This window comes from Thioalkalivibrio sp. AKL17, assembly GCF_000377885.1.
Taxonomy (GTDB): Bacteria; Pseudomonadota; Gammaproteobacteria; order Ectothiorhodospirales; family Ectothiorhodospiraceae; genus Thioalkalivibrio; species Thioalkalivibrio halophilus.
On the sequence record NZ_KB898764.1, the window covers coordinates 582,953 to 601,378 of the forward strand.

Below are 18,426 nucleotides of genomic sequence, written 5' to 3' on the forward strand. Positions count from 1 at the left end.
AGACACGGCGGATGATACCGCGTCAATCGGCGGAGGACATTCCCTCCTCGCCGGCGTCGAATTCCGCCAGCGGCAGCGGGACGTGCATCGACGCCGCCATGGCCCGCAGCAGTTCCACTTCGGCGGTCCGTACCTGCCCCCCGTGCGTCACGGTCGTCAGCATGGCCCGCACAAGGCGTTCCTTGTCCGCCATGCGCAGCGCATCGAGGGTATCCAGCACCTGGTCGAGGACTCCCGCCCATGCCCGGCTCCCCTCGGATTCGGTCCAGGCTTCGGGGAAATCCACCGCCGCCGGCGCCTGTCCCTCGATGCGCTCGATCCCCGCCGTCAGTGCGGCGCGTCCGGCGTCCGGGTCCCCGGGGTGGCCATGACGCGCGAGCACGGCCAGCAGGAACCGGGCCTCTTCGTGGTGCCGATCGAGTCGCCCATGTCCACCGGCACCGTCGTCACCAGGCTTTCCGGCATCCATCAGATGCCGGTTGAGCAGACGCCCCAGGGCATATTCAAATGCCGAAACCCGGCCATCCGCATGGATCAGGCTTTCCACCAGCTCCTGCAACTGCTCGCGTTCCTCGCGCGGGTGGCGGCGCAACACGGGGAAGGCCATCTCCAGCAGCGGAATCCGCAGGTCGTCACGCAGTTGCGGCACCATGTCGAGCAGCTGTCCGACCCTGCGCTCGCTGTCCCCGCCGCGTTTCTCCGCGACCATCAGGCGTTGTTGCTCACGCACATCGGGGTCGGCATTCATCAGGAGATACAGCACCACTTCCGCTGCCCAGCCATCGCTGTGGGCGGCCTGTTCCAGCGGCCCCGGCATCGAGGCCATCAGGAGCCCGGCACCGAGTATCTGCGCCAGTCCCGGATCGGCAATGCCGTCCACCAGCCGGTCGGCATCCAGGGGCAGCCCCCCGGGGCCCCGCCGGTCTTCCTTTTCCTCCTGCTCGGCGGCCGCCTCGGCCGCGGCCTGCCCCGACTCGGCTTCTTCACGCATGCGCCGGGCGACCTGCTCGAACTCGGACGGATCGAACCCCGGCTCGATCGCCCGAATCCGTTCCTCCAGTGGGGGGTGCGTCGCGAACATGCGCCCGAGGCCTCCACTGGCGAACAGCATGTGCCCCACCTCTTCGGAGTCCGCATCGAGGCGGGCATGACGTGCGCCGATCTTCTTCAGAGCCCCGGCGATGCCATCGGGCTGACGGGTAAACTGCACGGCCGAGGCGTCCGCCAGATACTCGCGCTGGCGCGAAACCGAAGCCCGGATCCAGCGGCCGAAGAACAGGCCGATGTAGCCCACCACCAGCAGTGCCAGGCCCGCGGCCATCAGACCGGCGGCGTTGCGGCTGTCACGCGAGAAACGCATGGCGATCAGCACCCGCTGCCCCACCAGGGCAAGCACCAGGATCCCGTACAGGATTCCGATCAGACGAATGTTCAGGCGCATGTCGCCATTGAGGATATGCCCGAATTCGTGGGCGACGACGCCCTGCAGCTCGTTGCGGTTGAGGGTTTCCAGGGTCCCCCGGGTCACCGCGATGGCTGCGTCGCCCGGCGCATGCCCCGCAGCAAAGGCATTGATGCCGCTTTCCTCCTCCAGCACGTAGATCTCCGGTACCGGCACCCCGGAGGCGATCGCAATTTCCTCGACCACGTTGACCAGGCGTCGGCGCAGCGGGTCCCGGGTGTCCGGCTCGACCCGCGTGCCGCCCAGCTCCCGGGCGACCTGGCCACCCCCGCCTCGCAGTGACGACGCCCGGTAAAGGCTCGCGCCACCGATCAGGACGATCGTGAACAGGGTCACCCAGAACAGGAGATCGAGATTGTTCCGGACCAGCTTGTCCAGCTGCAGGGGCTCGCCCGGCTGTGCCGATGGATCGTGGCCCAGAAACAGCAGGGCGATCGCGTTCATCGCCACCACGATGGCCAGGACGGCCAGGGAAAACAGGACCAGCAGGACCCGGGTGCGGCGATGCGCCCGGTCCTGGTGTTCGAAAAAGTTCATGGTCGGGCTCGCTTACTGGAAGTTGACCTCGACCGCCTCCCGGCGCTGCGGATCCTCGATTTCCAGCAGCTCGGCGCGACGGAAACCGAAGTTGTTCGCGATCAGGCTGTTGGGGAACATTTCGCGCAGGATGTTGTAACTCATCACCGCGTCGTTGAATGCCTGCCGCGCGTAGGCGATGCGGTTCTCGGTGCTGCTGAGCTCTTCGGAGAGCTGCATCATGTTTTCGTTCGCCTTGAGGTCAGGATAGGCCTCGGACAGCGCGAACAGACGCCCGAGCGCGCCGGACAGCCCCTGTTCGGACTGCGACAGCTCACGCATGGCCTCGGGGTTGGAAGGATCGGCCGCCGCCTTCTGCAAGCTGCTCTGAGCCTGGTTCCGGGCCTGGATGACCGCCTCCAGCGTATCTTTCTCGTGCGCCATGTAGCGATCCGCGACCTTCACCAGATTGGGGATCAGGTCATACCGGCGGTTGAGCTGAACATCGATCTGCGCGAACGCGTTCTGATAGCGATTGCGCGACGTCACCAGGCGGTTGTACGTCCAGACCCCCCAGATCACCAGAAGGATCACGATCCCGAGCAGGACCCATTCCATGTCTCTTCTCCCATGCTTGCAACGAGGTCTTGGCAGTGTACGCCTTCCACCGCCGGCTCGCGAGCGCGACGCGCGGGCGCGGGATGTTTATCCTTGGGACATATGTCCAACCAATCCCGGCCACTGCTCCCATGAATGTTTCATCCCTGCTGGGCATGATCGGCGGGCTGGCGCTGTTCATCAGCATCATCGCCTTCACCAGCCAGGACCTGCTGGTATTCCTCAACCTCCCCGGTCTGGGCATCGTGGTGGGCGGGACCCTCGCTGCCACCCTGCTCAGCTACCCCCTGCATGAGCTGGTGCGGGTGTTCCGTCTCGCGGCCACGGTCATCCGCGACGAGCGCTACGACGTCACCCAGGACATGGAGGAGATCGTCGAAGTCTCGCGGCTGTGGTTCGCCCAGAACCTGCCCCGAGTCCAGGAGCGCCTGGAGAGCCTGCGCAACCCGTTCCTCAAGACCGGGGTCCAGCTGGTCATCGACGACACGCCCATGGAGGACGTTTCGGATCTGCTGCACTGGCGTCTCGCGCGTCTGCGGGCCCGCGAACTCGCCGAGGCCCAGGTGTACCGCACCATGGCCACCTATGCGCCCGCCTTCGGCATGCTGGGGACGCTGCTCGGCCTGATCAACCTGCTGCTGACCACCGAGACGGACGATTTCGCGGTAATCGCCGTGAACCTGGGCATTGCCCTGATCACCACCTTCTACGGCATCCTGCTGGCCAACCTTGTGTTCCGCCCCATTGCCATCAAGCTGGAACGCCGTACCGAGGAACGCGTGGTCGTGATGACCATGGTGCTGGAAGGCATCATGCTGATGCGCAAGGGGCGTACCCCGGGCTACATCCGCGAGACCCTGCGTTCGTTCGCCGAGAACCACCACGATGAAATCCGTCAGGTTCCGCCGACCGAGGAAGACGAACCAGGAGCGGGCGGGCGCTGAACCATGGCCACGAACGGCGAACCGGAACCGGCCGCATCCGCTCGGGACCAGGCTCGGTCCCGCGACGGGGATCATGTCCTCGCGCGCGATGCGCTGGCGCCGGAAACCGGGCGCAGCCCCGACAGCCTGCGCGAGGACGAACACGCCTGGATCCTGACCTACCTCGACGTACTGACTCTGGTGATCGTGGTCTTCGTGATCATGCTGACCTTCGCCGAACCGCGGGACGAAAGCATCCGCGCCGCCGATGACGACCCGGTGGAGCTGGTCTATCGCGACCTCTCCAATCTGGTCGATCCGCGGCTGTTCCGGCTGTCACCCGAGGCCCCGGAAGTGCCCCCCGGGCCGGTCGAAGATCCGCCGCTGGCCGCCGATCCGCCCTCGCCCGTGGCGACCCCGGCCGACGACCCGCCGCCGGAGGCCGATCCCGAGGCAGTGCGCGACATGCGCGACCGCGCACCGGAGGGCGTCGAGGTCATCGAACAGCCCGGCAGCATCGAGCTGCGGATCCAGGACGACATCCTGTTCGCCACCGCGCAGGCCGATCTGGCCGCCGACGGGCAGGCGTTGCTGGACGACCTCCTTCCGCTGCTGGAAGAACACGAGGGTCGCGTGACCATCGAGGGCCATACGGACAACGTGCCCATCGCGACCCCGCGCTTCCCGTCGAACTGGGAACTCTCCTCGACGCGCGCCAGCGGTGTAGTGCGCTATCTCGTCGACCGCGGCATCGACCCCGGCATCCTGCAGGCGGTCGGCCACGCGGACACCCGTCCGGTGGCCGACAACGACACCCCCGAAGGGCGTGCAGAGAACCGCCGCGTATCCATCGTGCTCGAAACCCCCGCCGACTCCTGAGGCCGTGATCAGACGGCCTCGCCGGCGGCGTGGCCGGAGGCCCAGGCCCACTGGAAATTGTGGCCACCGAGATGCCCGGTGACATCCACCACCTCGCCGATGAAATAAAGCCCCGGGTATCCCTTCGCCTCGCAGGTGCGCGACGACAGCGCGCGGGTGTCCACGCCCCCGGCCATGACCTCCGCGCGGGCATAGCCCTCGGTACCCGACGGCGTGAACACCCAGGGCTGGAGACGACCGGCCAGCGCGGCCAGGTCGGCGTCGGAGAACCGCTCCAGCGGCCGCTCCGCCACCTCCGGATCCAGCCAGTGCCGGGCGACCCGCCGGGTGAGCCATTCGCCCAGCACCCGGAGCAGCTGGCGCTTCGGCGTGTCTTCGCGCGCTGCGCGAAGCCCCTGTTCCAGAGACTCACCGGGGAACAAATCCACCGTCACCGATTGCCCCGGCTGCCAGTACGAGGAGACCTGCAGGATCGCCGGACCGCTCACACCCCGGTGGGTGAACAGCACATTCTCGCGAAAGCCCGCATCGCCCGCCTCGGCCACCGCGTCCAGCGCAATGCCGGACAGCCCCTCCACCGCCGTACGTGCGTCACCGTCCAGGGTCAGCGGAACCAGCGCGGGCCGCGTCGGCTCCAGCGGGATATCCAGGCGTTGCGCCAGATCCAGGCCGAAGCCCGTCGCGCCCATCCGCGGGATCGGGTAGCCGCCGGTCGCGATCACCAGGGATTCGGCCTCGATGACCGCGGACGGCGTGCGCAGGCGCCACGGCGCTTGATCGGTGGCAACCTCCACGGGCGTGGACGTCCGCAGGGTCACCCCGGCCGTGGCGCATTCGTCCAGCAGCATGCGCACGATATCCTTCGACGAACGATCGCAGAACAGCTGACCGAGCTTCTTTTCGTGATACGGGATCCCGTGCGCCGCCACCAGGGCCACGAAATCCCAGGGCGTGTAACGGGCCAGGGCCGATTTCACGAAATGCGGATTCGCGGACAGGAAGTTGTCCGGCCCGCATTCCATGTTGGTGAAGTTGCAGCGGCCGCCCCCGGACATCAGGATCTTCTTGCCGGCCCGCTCCGCGTGATCCAGAAGGACCACGCGGCGCCCGCGCGCTCCCGCCACCGCCGCGCACATCATGCCCGCGGCCCCGGCCCCGATCACCGCCACATCGAAGATTTCCGTCGATTCGTTCATGGGCGGGGATTCTACCCGAGCAGGCCGCGCGGGCGGATCCATGCCGCCGGACAGGCACCAACTTGCCGGCATGGAACCCGTTCCCTGTACTATACTCGTATCCGGAAAGGCCTCGGGGGGCTTGCAAGCTGATTTCGTGCGTCTCTCCCGCACCCTTCCGGGCATACCCCCTGCGTGGCCCTGCCGACAGCGAACCTGAACAGGAGCGACCCATGATCAACGGGATCGGACCCAATCCGGCCGCCATGGCCAGCCAGACCGCCGCCATGAACGCCAACCAGAATCCGGCCCAGAATCGTGCCGAGGGGGCTCAGCAGCCCGGATCGGCCCAGGCCCCGCAGGCCAGCTCCGGAGCACAACCGGCCCAGCCGGGTCAGGCCACGTCCGTCGGCGCCAGCCAGGGCGCCACCGCCCCGTCGCCCCAGGCGGCCGACACCCCCTCGGCCGCGCGCGGCATCGAGCAGGCCAGCGGCACCCAGGAAGCAAACGCCACGGGCGGGGCCACGGCCGCCGGTCCCATCAACGGGCCCGAGGGCGGTAACGCCGTCAGCGCCACCGACGAGGCGAGCAGCGTCGACGGGGCCGGCAACAACGGTGACGACCGATCCGTCCAGCTGGCCGCCCGCGAAGAGGAGCAGGTGGCCGAAGACAATCTGGCCGCTACCCTGATGCCCGACGGCACCATGGACAACCGTGGCATCAACACCGCGGGCTCCACCCTCGACATCCAGGTCTGACACCGCGGCTGCCCGCCGACCGGCCCGGCGGGCAGCGCACGGTCTCGACCGACCGGACCTGCCGCGACCCCCACCTGCACCATTCCGGCGGACGGCCACCCTTACACGCGGAAGCGCTGGGTCATCTCCTGCAGTTCGCGCGCCAGGCGCATCAGTTCCGCTGCCGAATCACTGGCCTGGCTCGCCCCCTCGGCGTTCTGCTCGGCCTCTTCGGTCACCGTCGCCACATTGCGGTTGATGGTCTCCGCGACCTGGCTCTGCTCCTCGGCCGCGCTGGCGATCTGGTCAATCATCTCGGTGATCGACTGCACCGCCTCGCGGATATCATCCAGCGCCGAACCCGCCTCGCCGGCCTGATCCACGGTCGCGCGCGCCCGCTCCTCGCCGGCCTGCATCACCTCCACCGCGTTGCGCGTGCCCCCCTGCAGGGTCTCGACCGTGCGCCGGATCTCCTCGGTGGATTCATGCGTACGCGACGCGAGGGCCCGCACTTCGTCGGCCACCACCGCGAAGCCACGTCCCGCCTCTCCGGCACGTGCGGCCTCGATCGCGGCGTTCAGCGCCAGCAGATTGGTCTGTTCGGCAATCTCCTGGATCACCTGCAGGACCTTGCCGATGCTCTCCGAGTCCTGCTCGACCCGCTGGATTGCCTCCGCGGCACGATGCACTTCCGAGGCCAGCTGCTCGATCCCGGTTACGGTCCGCTGCACCACCTCCTGGCCACTGCGCGAAGATTCCAGAGAGCGGTGTGCCGCCTCGGTCGCCGATTGCGAGTTACGGGCCACATCCTGGGCCGTGGCGGTCATCTCGTTCATCGAGGTCGCCACCTGCTCGATCTCCCGACGCTGACGATCCCCGCCTTCGCGCGTGCGATCGGACACGTTCGAGACCTCTTCCGCGGCCGAAGTCAGCTGCCCGCTGGAACCGACCACCGCACCGATCAGGGAGCGGAACTGTTCCATCACGTCGTTGAACGCCCGGGCCGCACGCCCGACCTCGTCATCGCCGTGCACGTCCAGCCGCCGGGTCAGATCGCCCCCGCCCCCGGCGATGTCACGCAGCCCTTCCGTCATCTCGGCGAGGGGGCGCGTAACGAAACGGCGGATGAACAGAAAGATCGCACCCAGCAGCGGCAGGCTGACCAGGATCGCGAAGCCGAACAGCTGGATCCCGAAATTCGTCGCTCCCTCGTGCACCTCGGTCATGTCGAGACGCATGGACGTGGCCCCGAGAACCTCGCCTTCCTCCGCGACCCCGTGACAGGTCATGCAGTTGCGCCCCAGGTAGTCGCGCTCATTGCGGATCGGCATGACCACGCGGAGCTCGTCCGTCTCGCGGTCCACGCTGACGAACGATTCGCCACCGGCGAGGACCTCGCGCTCGATTTCATCACGGGGGGCGCTTTCTTCCGTCCCCTCACCCCACTGTTCGATCACGCCGTCGCCGCGCACGGCACGGAGATCCCGCACATTGCCCATTTCCTGGATCTGTTCCATGAACTCGTGACGCTGGTCCATGGTGCCGGTGATCATCAGGGTCGTCAGTCCCGCCCAGGTCATCTCGTGCAGGCTGCCGGCAAAATGCCCGGCCTGCTCCTGTGCGGTGTCACGCTGCTCCAGCACCGCCCATCCGATCATGCCGGACCAGACGAAGACCAGGATCAGCCAGATGACGCCGAGCAGCCTCAGCCAGATGGGAAGATCGTACAGGCGACGCAGCATGCGGTTACCCCGAGGTCATGGATTGCGGGCGCCCGGACTCACCGGCGCCTCCATCCGGGTTTTCGGCCGTTCGGCCCCAACCTTGAATGGCCGAAGGGACCTGCGAAGACCCGGCAGGCACCCCGCAAACGAAAAGGCCCGCCGGCATAAAGCCGGCGGGCCTGCAATCGAAGATGGAGGCTGGGCCCGGAATCGAACCGAGGTACGCGGATTTGCAGTCCGCTGCATCACCACTCTGCCACCCAGCCGGGGCAAGGCTTGTTCGACGGTCATGGATGCCGCCGAAACAGAAAGCCCCGGCGGTGCCGGGGCTTCGGGAAATCGTTTGGAGCGGGAAACGAGATTCGAACTCGCGACCCCAACCTTGGCAAGGTTGTGCTCTACCAGCTGAGCTATTCCCGCCCGTCGACAGATGCGTATTCTACAGACAGCGCCGGCGTCGTCAACACCGGATACAAAAAATTCGTTCAGGCGTCCCGGGCCGCGGCCAGCATGTACTGCACCATGGACACCAGCGTCAGCACCGCCGCCAGGTACAGCAGCCATTCCCCGATCAGGAACAGCGACAACCCCGCCACCGGCTCGGCCCACAGCAGCAGGAAGATGGCCACCATCTGGGCGCTGGTCTTGAACTTGCCGATCCAGGACACGGCCACCTTCGCGCTCGTTCCGACCTCGGCCATCCATTCACGCAGCGCCGAGATCGCGATCTCGCGGCCGATGATCACGATCGCGGCCAGCGCCAGCCCCAGGCCGGGGTTGTGGTCCACCACCAGCACCAGCGCGGCGGCGACGATCAGCTTGTCCGCCACCGGGTCGAGAAAGGCACCGAAGCGGCTGGTCACCGACCAGCGCCGGGCCAGATAACCGTCCAGCCAGTCGGTCACCGCGGCCAGCGCAAAGATGATGGCCGCCACGATCCCCGCCACCGGCATCGGCAACGCATAGAAGGCCCCGATCATCAGCGGGATCATCACGATGCGCGACCAGGTCAGCCAGGTGGGGAGTCGTGGAAACATATCGGATCAGGCCTCGTGGAACTGGTCGTAGATCGCCTGCGCCAGGCGGCGATTGATGCCGGGCACCTTGGCCAGCTCGTCGACCCCCGCGCGGGAGACCCCGCGCAGCCCGCCAAAGTGCTTGAGCAATGCAGTGCGACGCTTGGGCCCCAGCCCGCGGACCGACTCCAGGGTGGACTCCTTGCGCGCCTTCGCCCGCCGCGCCCGATGACCGCTGATCGCGAAACGATGGGCCTCGTCACGGATCTGCTGAATCAGGTGCAGTGCACTCGAATGGGGCGGCAGTATAGAAGGCGCCTCCACCCCGCTCAACACCAGGGTTTCCATGCCGGGCCGGCGCTCTTCGCCCTTGGCCACCCCGACCACCCGGATGTGATCCAGCCCCAGATCGGCCAGCACGTTCAGCGCCTGGGTCACCTGTCCCTTGCCGCCGTCGATGAACAGGATGTCCGGTTCCCGGCCCTCGCCCTTTTTCAGCCGCGCGAAGCGACGGCTCAGCGCCTGGTGCATCGCGGCATAGTCATCGCCCAGCTCGATCCCTTCGATGTTGAAGCGCCGGTAATCGGATTTGATCGGCCCCTCCGGCCCGAACACCACACAGGACGCCACGGTGCCCTCGCCGCGGGTGTGCGAGATGTCGAAACATTCCATGCGCTGCGGCGGTGCCTCAAGTTCCAGCTCCGCGGTGAGCGCATCCAGGCGTGCGGTCTGCCCGGCCTGACTGGCCAGCCGGGTCTTCAGGGCCTGCTCGGCGTTGCGCTGCGCCATGTCGACCCAGCGGGCGCGTTCGCCTCGTAGCGACCAAGCCAGCCGCACGCGTGCCCCGCGGCGTTCGCCCAGCAGGGTCTCCAGGGCCTCGGCCCCTTCCGGCGCGTGCGACAGCAGCACCTGCGGCGGTGGCTCACGTTCGGCGTAGTACTGGGCGAGGACCGCAGCCATGATCTCGTCGTGGCCCGCCGCCTCGGGGACGTCCGGGAACAGTTCACTGTTGCCCAGATTCTGGCCATTGCGAACGAAGAACACCTCCACCGCGAAACTCCCGCCGGACTGTGCCAGGGCGATCACATCGGCATTGCCCTCGCCGCCGGCGACAAACTGCTGCTGCGAGATCTCGCGCAGCCGGCCGATCTGATCGCGCAGGCGCGCCGCCTTCTCGAACTCGAGTGCGGCCGAGGCGGACTCCATGCGTTCCATCAGATCACCGATGACCGCCTCGCTGTCACCCTCCAGGAAACGCACGCTGGCCTCGACGTCGCGGGCGTACTCCTCCGGTGAAATATAGTCCACGCAGGGGGCGGTACAGCGACCGATCTGGTACTGCAGACACGGCCGACTGCGATGCGCGAACACGCTGTCCTCGCACTGGCGCACCTGAAACAGCTTCTGCAGCAGTGCAAGGCTTTCGCGCACCGCCCCGGCCGACGGATAGGGCCCGAAATAGCGGACCCCCTTTTTCTTCGCCCCGCGATGAAACCCCAGACGCGGATATTCGTGTCCGGAAACAAAGATATAGGGGTAGCTCTTGTCATCGCGCAGCAGCACGTTGTAGCGCGGCCGGTGCTGCTTGATGAGATTGGCCTCCAGCAGCAGCGCTTCGGATTCGGTGTGCGTGACCGCGATGCGGATGTCCGCGATCTGCCGCACCATCGAACGGATGCGCGGACCGCGGTCATCCCCGCCGCGGAAATAACTGGTGACGCGGCTGCGGAGGTTGCGGGCCTTGCCCACATAGAGCACCTTCCCGTCCACGTCCAGCATCTGGTACACGCCGGGCGAACGGGTCAGGTTCTCGAGGAAGGGTTCGGGGTCGAATCCGGTCTCTGGCGCGCTCATGGCGCTGTCAGGATACCTGTTCACGGATGCGGGCGAACAGCGTCCGGAACATCGCCGGGGTCAGGCGCCCGGTCTGGGTGTTGTAGCGCGAGCAGTGATAGGAGTCCACCAGCACGGTGTCGTCATCCAGCCGGTGCTCCGCGGCGTGGGCAAACGGGTGCCGGGCGAGTGCCAGCCCGCGCGTGCGCAGCACCGCGTCGTGGGCGACCTTGCCCAGCGCCAGGATCACGCGCGGACGGACCCCGGCGATCTCCGCCGCCAGGTAGCCGTTGCATTCGCGGATCTCGGCGGTGGTCGGACGGTTCTGCGGCGGCAGACACTTCACCGCATTGGTGATACGGCAGTCGTGCAGCGCCAGACCGTCATCCGCCCGTTCGCTCTCGGGCGCGCTGGCGAATCCGTATTCGTGCAGGGTGGCGTACAGCAGGATGCCGGCATAATCGCCGGTGAACGGCCGCCCCGTCGCGTTGGCCCCGTGCATTCCGGGGGCGAGACCAACGATCAGCAGCCGTGCATCGACCGGTCCGAACGACGGCACCGGAGCCGCATGGTAGCGGGGGTGCTCCGCACGTACCTCGTCGAGGAACTGCGCGAGGCGGGAACAGCGCCGACAGTCGGGGGCAAACCCTCCGGACGGTTCCGGAGGCGCCCCCCCCCTCCGCCGGGTCACTCACCCCGCTCCCACTCGCTGTAGGGGTGGCGCGCCAGTTCGGTATTGTAATAGCGCGGATCGTGCGAGACCTCGTCGCCGAGCCATTCCGGACGCGGAAATTCGGCGTCCGCATCGTCGAGTTCCAGCTCGGCGACGATCAGCCCCGCATTCGCCCCGTGGAATTCGTCCACCTCGAACACCCAGCCGTGGTGATCGACCCAGTGGCGGGTCTTCTCCACCTGCGCTCCGGCAAGGGTATCCAGCATTGTGTGTGCTTCGGCTTCCGGAACCGGGTACTGGTATTCGTCGCGCTCCACACCCAGGGTCGCGCTCTTGATGTTGAGGTTGGCGGCCCCCGACTCCACCCGCACCCGGATGGAGGCCCGCTCGTTGCCGCACAGGTAGCCCTGGCGCATGTAACAGGACCGGTGCGCCTGCTCGCGCCAGCCGTCCCCTGCCAGCAGGAACTTGCGTTCGATTTCGCGTCCCATGTCGGTGTTTCCCCTACATGCGGATCAGGGCCGAGCCCCAGGTGAAGCCGCCGCCGAAGGCCTCGGTCAGGATCAGGTCCCCGCGCTTGATGCGTCCGTCGCGTACCGCCGTGTCCAGCGCCAGCGGCACCGAGGCCGCCGAGGTGTTTCCGTGTCGATCCACGGTGACCACCACGTCATCCATGGACATGTTCAGCTTCTTCGCGGTGGCCTGGATGATGCGAATATTGGCCTGATGCGGGACCAGCCAGTCCAGTTCCGACTTGTCGATCCCGTTGTGCTCCAGGGTTTCGTCGACGATCTGGTCCAGGGTATTGACCGCCACGCGGAACACCGCCCGGCCTTCCATGCGGATGAAGTCCAGATCGGGGTTGTCACCGGGCTGCGAGATGCCCCCCGGGACTTCCAGCAGGGACCGGTGCTGGCCGTCGGCATGCAGGTGGGTGGAGATGATGCCGGGATCAGTGGACCGCGAGAGCACCACCGCGCCGGCACCATCGCCCCACAGGATGCAGTTCGAGCGGTCGGTGTAATCGGTGATGCGCGACAGCGTCTCGGCCCCCACCACCAGCACGTGCCGTGGCCCGCCGTTGCGCATGAAACGGTCGGCGGTCGCCAGGGCGTACACGAAGCCGCTGCACACCGCCTGGATATCGAACGCCGGGCAGCCACCGATGCCCAGCTTGGCCTGCAGGATACAGGCGGTGCTGGGGAAGATCTGGTCGGGCGTCGTGGTCGCCACCAGGATCAGGTCCAGGTCGGAGGCCTTCAGGCCGGCTGCATCCAGAGCACGCTGCGACGCCTGCAGCGCCAGATCCGAGGTCAGCTCCTCTTCCGCGGCGATGTGCCGCTCGCGGATCCCCGTGCGCTCGCGGATCCAGGCGTCGGAGGTCTCGACCATGGATTCCAGTTCCTCGTTGGTGAGGATGCGCTCGGGGAGGTAGCTCCCGGTTCCGGCAATACGGGCGTGGTTCACTCCGGCGTCTCCTGCCGCAGCAGCCGCTCCAGCTGCTTGTCGATGCGGGTCGCGATATTGGCCTCGGCCTCGATCCGCGCGATGCGAATGGCATTGGCGAAGGCCAGCGAATCCGCGCTCCCATGACTCTTGATCACGATGCCCTGCAGCCCCAGCAGCGAGGCGCCGTTATAGCGCCGGTGATCGAACCGCTGGCGCAGTCGGCGCAGCACCGGCAGGGCCATCAACCCGGCCAGACGCGAGTACAGCGAGCTGCGGAACTCGGCCTTCATGTTGCTGGTGATCATCTTCGCCACGCCTTCGCTGGTCTTCAGCGCGACGTTGCCGACGAAGCCGTCGCACACCACCACGTCGACGTCACCGCAGTAGACATCGTTGCCCTCGACAAAACCGACGTAGTTCAGTGAGGACTCCTCGAGCATGCGCCCGGCTTCGCGCACGCGGTCGTTGCCCTTGATCGCCTCCGAGCCGATGTTCAGCAGACCGACCCGCGGGCTGTCCAGGCCGTCCACGGCCTTCGCCAGCACCGAGCCCATCACCGCGAACTGATACAGGTGCTCGGCCTCGACATCGACGTTGGCGCCCAGATCCAGCATGTGGGTATGGGTGTTCATCGACGGCAGGGCGGTGGCGATTGCCGGCCGGTCGATCCCGGGCAGGGTCTTGAGCACGTAACGCGCGGTGGCCATCAGTCCACCGGTGTTGCCGGCGCTCACGCAGGCCTGGGCCTCGCCCTTGCGCACCTGGTCGATGGCAACCCGCATGGAGGAGTCCCGCTTGGTACGCAGGGCGACCGCGGGCAGTTCCTCCATGCCCACTACCTGGGACGCATGGACGATCTCCACCCGCTCACGCTCCGCAGCGTTCCAGTCCTCCAGCTCCGGCTCGATCACCGCCTGATCGCCGACCAGCTGCAGCCGGAAGTCACCCTTGCCCTTCAGGGCCTGACGCGCCGCCGGAAGCACCACGGGCACGCCGTAATCGCCGCCCATCACGTCAAGGGCGATGGTGTAGCTGCTGCTCATGCCGAGTACCGTTGTGGCTGCCGGAACCGGGGCTCCCCGGAAACAACGGGGCCACGAGGCCCGTTACCCCATGGCCCCCGCATGTCCTGCAATTCAGTCTTCGTCGTCGTCGACTTCGACCGGCTGCTGCACGACCTGACGGCCGCGGTAGAAACCATCCGGCGTCACGTGATGCCGGCGATGGATCTCGCCCGTGGTCGGATCGGTGGACAGGGTCGCGCCCTTGAGCCCGTCGTGGGAACGGCGCATGTCGCGCTTGGAACGGGTCTTGCGGCGTTGCTGAACGGCCATGATGAATCTCCAGATTGAAGCCAGTTGGTACGGATAGCCCGTAAAACGGGCGGCAGTATAGCGTTTCACCGCGGCGAATGCCCGCCCCGGTACCTGCGGTCGGGTCAGGAGTCGTCCCCGCGGCCGGCGAGGTCGTCCTTCAGCCCGGCCAGCACCGCAAATGGATTCTCGCGTCCCTCGCCCTCGGCGAATTCGTCCGTCCGACCGGTGTTGCAGTCCTCGTGGCGCGGCACCAGCGGCCAGGCCAGCAGGACCTCTTCCTCCACCCAGTCGCGCGGGCGCAGCAGGCCCTCGGCATCCAGCTCGACGAAGTCGTCACCGGCATCGAGGCCCTCGATGGATCCCTCCAGCGGCACCAGCACCGCATCCGGCGTCAGGCGGAAATGCCAGGCCATCGGCTGCAGACAGCGCTGGCACTCGTGCCACAGCTCGCCCTCGATGGTCCCGGAGAGCCTCAGCTCGCCCAGCGCCCCCCGCCGGATCTCGAACCGCGCCGCCACATGCAGCGGATGACCCTCCAGCGACTCGGCACGCAGACGCGGCAGATCGCCGGCCACGAGCGCGTCCATGACGAACTCGCGCTGCTGGACGCGGGGCTGCTGCGGATCAAGTGAGGCGGGGACGCGGCTCATACAAACGGGACCGTGTACAAGGGCGCGGATTATGCGCGCGCGCGAACGAGGCGTCAAACCGAAACAGAAACTTGCGGGCACCCCCCGGGCGTGTCGATACTGCGGTTTCCAGGGTCGCCCGGAGAGCGATGTTGATCCGCAAACTCCTGATCGCCAACCGCGGCGAGATCGCCGTCCGGATCATCCGCGCCTGCCACGAGCTGGGCGTCACGCCGGTGGCCGTGCATACGGACGCCGACCGCCACGCCCTGCATGTCCATCGCGCGACGGAAGCGGTCGACCTCGGCCCCGACACCGAGTCCGGTTACCTCGATATCGCCCGACTGGTGGAAGCCGCCCGGACGCGGGGTTGCGACGCCGTGCATCCGGGCTACGGCTTCCTGTCGGAAAACGCCGATTTTGCCGAGGCCGTCACGCAGGCCGGCCTGATCTGGGTGGGTCCGCCGGCCGAGGTCATCCGCCGCATGGGCGACAAGGTCGCCGCGCGGGCGACCATGCAGGCGGCCGGTGTCCCGGTTACGCCCGGGTCCGAAGGCAACGTCGCCGACGCCGCCGATGCACGCGCGGTCGCCGACGCAATCGGTTATCCGGTAATGCTCAAGGCGACCAGCGGTGGTGGCGGCCGCGGGATCCGCCTGTGCGAGGACCCCGAGGCGGTGGAACAGCAGTTCGAGCGCGTGCGGTCGGAGGCAACCCGTGCCTTCGGTAACACCGAGATCTTCCTCGAAAAGGCGGTGGTCAATCCGCGCCACATCGAGGTCCAGATCCTCGCCGATACCGAGGGGCGCGCCGTCCACCTCTACGAGCGCGACTGCTCCATCCAGCGGCGTCACCAGAAGCTCCTGGAGATCGCCCCCTCGCCGGCCCTGACGAGCGACCAGCGGGAACACCTCGGCGCCCTGGCGGTGCGCGCCGCCGAGGCGGCGGGCTACCGCAATGCCGGGACGGTCGAGTTCCTCCTGGATCACGACGGATCCATTCATTTCATGGAGATGAATACACGACTTCAGGTGGAACATCCGGTCACCGAGATGATTACCGGTGTCGATCTGGTGCAGGCACAGCTGCGCGTGGCGGCCGGTGAACCGCCGGGTTTCACCCAGGCCGACATCCGTCCACAGGGGATGGCGATCGAATTCCGCATCAACGCCGAAGACCCGGCGAACGATTTCCTCCCCGACATGGGCCGGATCACCCGTTTCGTTCCGCCCGGGGGCCCGGGCGTGCGTACCGACAGCGCCCTGTACGATGGCTACGTGATCCCGCCGAATTTCGACTCCATGTGCGCCAAGCTGATCGTTCACGCCAGCGGCTGGGCATCCCTTCTGCCACGCTGCGAACGTGCGCTGAACGATCTGGAACTGCGCGGCGTACGCAGTACCGTGCCCTACCATCTGGCCATCCTGAATGACACGGACTTTCGCCGGGGGGTGTTCGATACCGGGTTCATCGCCGCCCGACCGCACCTGGCACGGGCTCAACCGCCACCCGACCCGCGTCACCGCGCCGCGGTGGTGGCAGCCGCCATCGCTGCTCACCACGGACTTTAGCAGGCTCACATGTCCGGACCGTTCACTTGTTCCCAGCCAATGGATCGCCCATGGACCGCGTTCGCCTGACCGACGTGACCCTCCGCGACGGGCACCAGTGCCTGATCGCGACCCGCCTGAGGACCGAGGACATGCTGCCGGCCTGTGCGCAGCTGGATGCCATCGGCTTTCATTCCCTCGAGGTCTGGGGCGGTGCCACCTTCGATGCCTGCCTGCGCTACCTGGGCGAGGATCCGTGGGAGCGTCTGCATCGCCTGAAGGCGGCCCTGCCCCGCACCCCGCTACAAATGCTTCTGCGTGGCCAGAACCTGCTGGGCTATCGCCATTACGCCGACGACGTGGTGCGCGCCTTCGTGGAGCGCGCGGTGGCCGGCGGGATCGACATCATCCGCATCTTCGACGCGATGAACGATGCGCGAAACCTGAGGGTGGCGATCGAGGCGACCCGCGAGACCGGGGCGCACGCCCAGGGTACGCTCTGCTACACCACCGGGCCGGTGCATGACAGCGGCCAGTTCGTGGCGCTGGCGCGCGAACTCACGGCCATGGGGGCGCAGAGCATCGCGATCAAGGACATGGCCGGCCTGCTGACACCTTCGGCCACGCGCGAACTGGTCACCGAACTGGTCGACGCCCTGGACGTACCCGTGCATCTGCATGCCCACGCGACCTCGGGCCTGTCCGAGCTGTGCCACTGGGAGGCGATCCGTGCCGGCTGCCGGCACATCGAAACCGCGCTGACGCCATTCGCCGGCGGTACCAGCCACCCGCCGACCGAGAGCATGGTGGCCGCGCTGGCCGGCACCGAACACGACACCGGCCTGGATCTGGAGGCCCTGCAGACCGTCGCCCGCCATTTCCACGACGTGCGGCCGAAATACCGCCGCTTCGAGAGCCGCTTCACCGGGGTGGACACCCGGGTTCAGGTCAACCAGGTGCCCGGCGGCATGGTCTCCAATCTCGCCAGCCAGCTGCGCGAACAGGGTGCCCTGGACCATTTCGACGCGGTGCTGGAGGAAGTGCCGCGGGTCCGCGAGGACCTAGGATACCCGCCGCTGGTCACCCCGACTTCGCAGATCGTGGGCACCCAGGCCGTGCTGAACGTGCTGAGCGGAGAACGCTACGCCCGCATCACCAACGAGGTGAAACGCTATCTCGGCGGCCACTACGGCCGGGCCCCGGGGCCGGTGAACGAAGCCGTCCGTCGTCAGGCCATCGCCGACGGGCCGATCCTGGAAGAACGCCCCGCCGACCGGCTGGAGCCGGAAATGGAACGGCTGACCGCCGACGCCGGCGACCTCGCCGAATCCCCCGAGGACGTCCTGACCTGCGCGCTGTTCCCCGAGATCGGACGGCGCTTCCTCGAGGACCGACGCGCCGGGACCCTCGCCCCGGAACCCCTGGACCTGCCCGGCGATGACCGTCCCGGCTGCCCCGCCCCGCGGCGTTTCACGGTGCAGCTCGACGGCGAAGCGCACGAGGTGGAAATCCGCGGCAGCGGGCCGCGCGACGATGGGACCCGGAACCTGTTTCTGAGCGTGGACGGCGTTCCCGAAGAGATCGGCCTGGTCACCCACGACAGCATCGAGCTGGCCCCGTGGGGCAGTAGCGCGACGGCGCCGCCGGCGTCGTCGCCGGTCGCAAAAAGCAAGCCGGGCCCGAGCGCCGGTCCGGGCGATGTCACCACCACCATGCCCGGAACCGTGGTGGACATCCTGGTGGCCCCGGGAGATCCGGTGGAGGCCGGGCAGGCGGTGGTGGTGGTCGAGGCGATGAAGATGGAATCCGAACTCGTCGCCCCCGCCGGAGGCACCGTGACCGCAGTACATGTGGAACGCGGCGCCGCGGTGACCGCCGGGTGCGTGCTGGTGACGGTCGAAACCGCCGTCGCCACGGGAGACTGAG

At 67.5% G+C, this 18,426-nt stretch carries 17 protein-coding genes and 2 tRNA genes; 5 read left to right on the top strand and 14 right to left on the bottom strand.

Features of this window, described 5'->3' with window-relative positions:
• Positions 1 to 22: 22 nt before the first annotated feature.
• Complete coding sequence (locus tag D577_RS0102665) at positions 23 to 1,999, bottom strand: M48 family metallopeptidase (protein WP_018946042.1); 1,977 nt, start codon at positions 1,997 to 1,999, stop codon at positions 23 to 25.
• 12 nt (positions 2,000 to 2,011) lie between these two features.
• Positions 2,012 to 2,596 carry a LemA family protein gene (locus tag D577_RS0102670; protein WP_018946043.1) on the bottom strand — a complete coding sequence of 195 codons (585 nt, stop codon included), beginning with the start codon at positions 2,594 to 2,596 and terminating at the stop codon, positions 2,012 to 2,014.
• 131 nt (positions 2,597 to 2,727) lie between these two features.
• On the opposite strand from D577_RS0102670, the gene D577_RS0102675 reads away from it, so the two are divergent.
• Positions 2,728 to 3,540 (top strand): motility protein A, encoded by an 813-nt coding sequence (locus D577_RS0102675; RefSeq protein WP_024328824.1) that lies wholly within the window; start codon positions 2,728 to 2,730, stop codon positions 3,538 to 3,540.
• 3 nt (positions 3,541 to 3,543) lie between these two features.
• Positions 3,544 to 4,398, top strand: coding sequence for an OmpA family protein (locus D577_RS0102680; RefSeq protein ID WP_018946045.1), 855 nt, complete (start codon positions 3,544 to 3,546; stop codon positions 4,396 to 4,398).
• Between the two features lie 8 nt (positions 4,399 to 4,406).
• Here D577_RS0102680 and D577_RS0102685 read toward each other — a convergent pair whose 3' ends face one another.
• Positions 4,407 to 5,594, bottom strand: a complete 1,188-nt coding sequence (locus D577_RS0102685) for an NAD(P)/FAD-dependent oxidoreductase (RefSeq protein ID WP_018946046.1) — start codon at positions 5,592 to 5,594, stop codon at positions 4,407 to 4,409.
• Between the two features lie 212 nt (positions 5,595 to 5,806).
• Between D577_RS0102685 and D577_RS0102690 the strand changes: the two genes are divergently transcribed.
• Positions 5,807 to 6,331 (top strand): hypothetical protein, encoded by a 525-nt coding sequence (locus tag D577_RS0102690; RefSeq protein ID WP_018946047.1) that lies wholly within the window; start codon positions 5,807 to 5,809, stop codon positions 6,329 to 6,331.
• A gap of 101 nt (positions 6,332 to 6,432) precedes the next feature.
• On the opposite strand, the gene D577_RS0102695 is transcribed toward D577_RS0102690, so the two are convergent.
• From D577_RS0102695 to D577_RS0102745, 11 genes are all read right to left on the bottom strand, one after another.
• Positions 6,433 to 8,052, bottom strand: coding sequence for a methyl-accepting chemotaxis protein (locus tag D577_RS0102695; protein ID WP_018946048.1), 1,620 nt, complete (start codon positions 8,050 to 8,052; stop codon positions 6,433 to 6,435).
• A gap of 174 nt (positions 8,053 to 8,226) precedes the next feature.
• A tRNA-Cys gene (locus D577_RS0102700) sits at positions 8,227 to 8,300 on the bottom strand.
• Positions 8,301 to 8,378: 78 nt separating this feature from the next.
• Positions 8,379 to 8,454 (bottom strand) — tRNA-Gly (locus D577_RS0102705).
• A gap of 65 nt (positions 8,455 to 8,519) precedes the next feature.
• Positions 8,520 to 9,071: a CDP-diacylglycerol--glycerol-3-phosphate 3-phosphatidyltransferase gene (gene pgsA / locus D577_RS0102710; RefSeq protein WP_018946049.1), complete on the bottom strand. Its 552-nt coding sequence runs from the start codon at positions 9,069 to 9,071 to the stop codon at positions 8,520 to 8,522.
• Between the two features lie 6 nt (positions 9,072 to 9,077).
• Positions 9,078 to 10,904, bottom strand: coding sequence for an excinuclease ABC subunit UvrC (gene uvrC / locus D577_RS0102715; protein ID WP_018946050.1), 1,827 nt, complete (start codon positions 10,902 to 10,904; stop codon positions 9,078 to 9,080).
• Positions 10,905 to 10,911: 7 nt separating this feature from the next.
• Positions 10,912 to 11,442: a uracil-DNA glycosylase gene (locus D577_RS0102720; RefSeq protein ID WP_018946051.1), complete on the bottom strand. Its 531-nt coding sequence runs from the start codon at positions 11,440 to 11,442 to the stop codon at positions 10,912 to 10,914.
• Between the two features lie 128 nt (positions 11,443 to 11,570).
• Positions 11,571 to 12,047 carry a CYTH domain-containing protein gene (locus tag D577_RS0102725; RefSeq protein ID WP_018946052.1) on the bottom strand — a complete coding sequence of 159 codons (477 nt, stop codon included), beginning with the start codon at positions 12,045 to 12,047 and terminating at the stop codon, positions 11,571 to 11,573.
• 13 nt (positions 12,048 to 12,060) lie between these two features.
• Positions 12,061 to 13,023: a beta-ketoacyl-ACP synthase III gene (locus D577_RS0102730; protein ID WP_018869360.1), complete on the bottom strand. Its 963-nt coding sequence runs from the start codon at positions 13,021 to 13,023 to the stop codon at positions 12,061 to 12,063.
• Positions 13,020 to 14,048 (bottom strand): phosphate acyltransferase PlsX, encoded by a 1,029-nt coding sequence (plsX, locus tag D577_RS0102735; RefSeq protein ID WP_018946053.1) that lies wholly within the window; start codon positions 14,046 to 14,048, stop codon positions 13,020 to 13,022. Before plsX ends, D577_RS0102730 begins: the two co-directional genes overlap by 4 nt.
• 93 nt (positions 14,049 to 14,141) lie before the next feature.
• On the bottom strand, positions 14,142 to 14,339 hold the full coding sequence (gene rpmF / locus D577_RS0102740; protein ID WP_018869358.1) for a 50S ribosomal protein L32: 198 nt from the start codon (positions 14,337 to 14,339) through the stop codon (positions 14,142 to 14,144).
• A 104-nt stretch (positions 14,340 to 14,443) separates the two neighbouring features.
• The gene (locus D577_RS0102745; protein WP_018946054.1) at positions 14,444 to 14,908 is read right to left on the bottom strand and encodes a YceD family protein; all 465 of its coding nucleotides are present in this window, start codon (positions 14,906 to 14,908) and stop codon (positions 14,444 to 14,446) included.
• Between the two features lie 194 nt (positions 14,909 to 15,102).
• On the opposite strand from D577_RS0102745, the gene D577_RS0102750 reads away from it, so the two are divergent.
• The gene (locus tag D577_RS0102750; protein WP_026288870.1) at positions 15,103 to 16,521 is read left to right on the top strand and encodes an acetyl/propionyl/methylcrotonyl-CoA carboxylase subunit alpha; all 1,419 of its coding nucleotides are present in this window, start codon (positions 15,103 to 15,105) and stop codon (positions 16,519 to 16,521) included.
• A gap of 50 nt (positions 16,522 to 16,571) precedes the next feature.
• On the top strand, positions 16,572 to 18,425 hold the full coding sequence (oadA, locus tag D577_RS0102755; protein WP_018946056.1) for a sodium-extruding oxaloacetate decarboxylase subunit alpha: 1,854 nt from the start codon (positions 16,572 to 16,574) through the stop codon (positions 18,423 to 18,425).
• Position 18,426 lies beyond the last annotated feature (1 nt).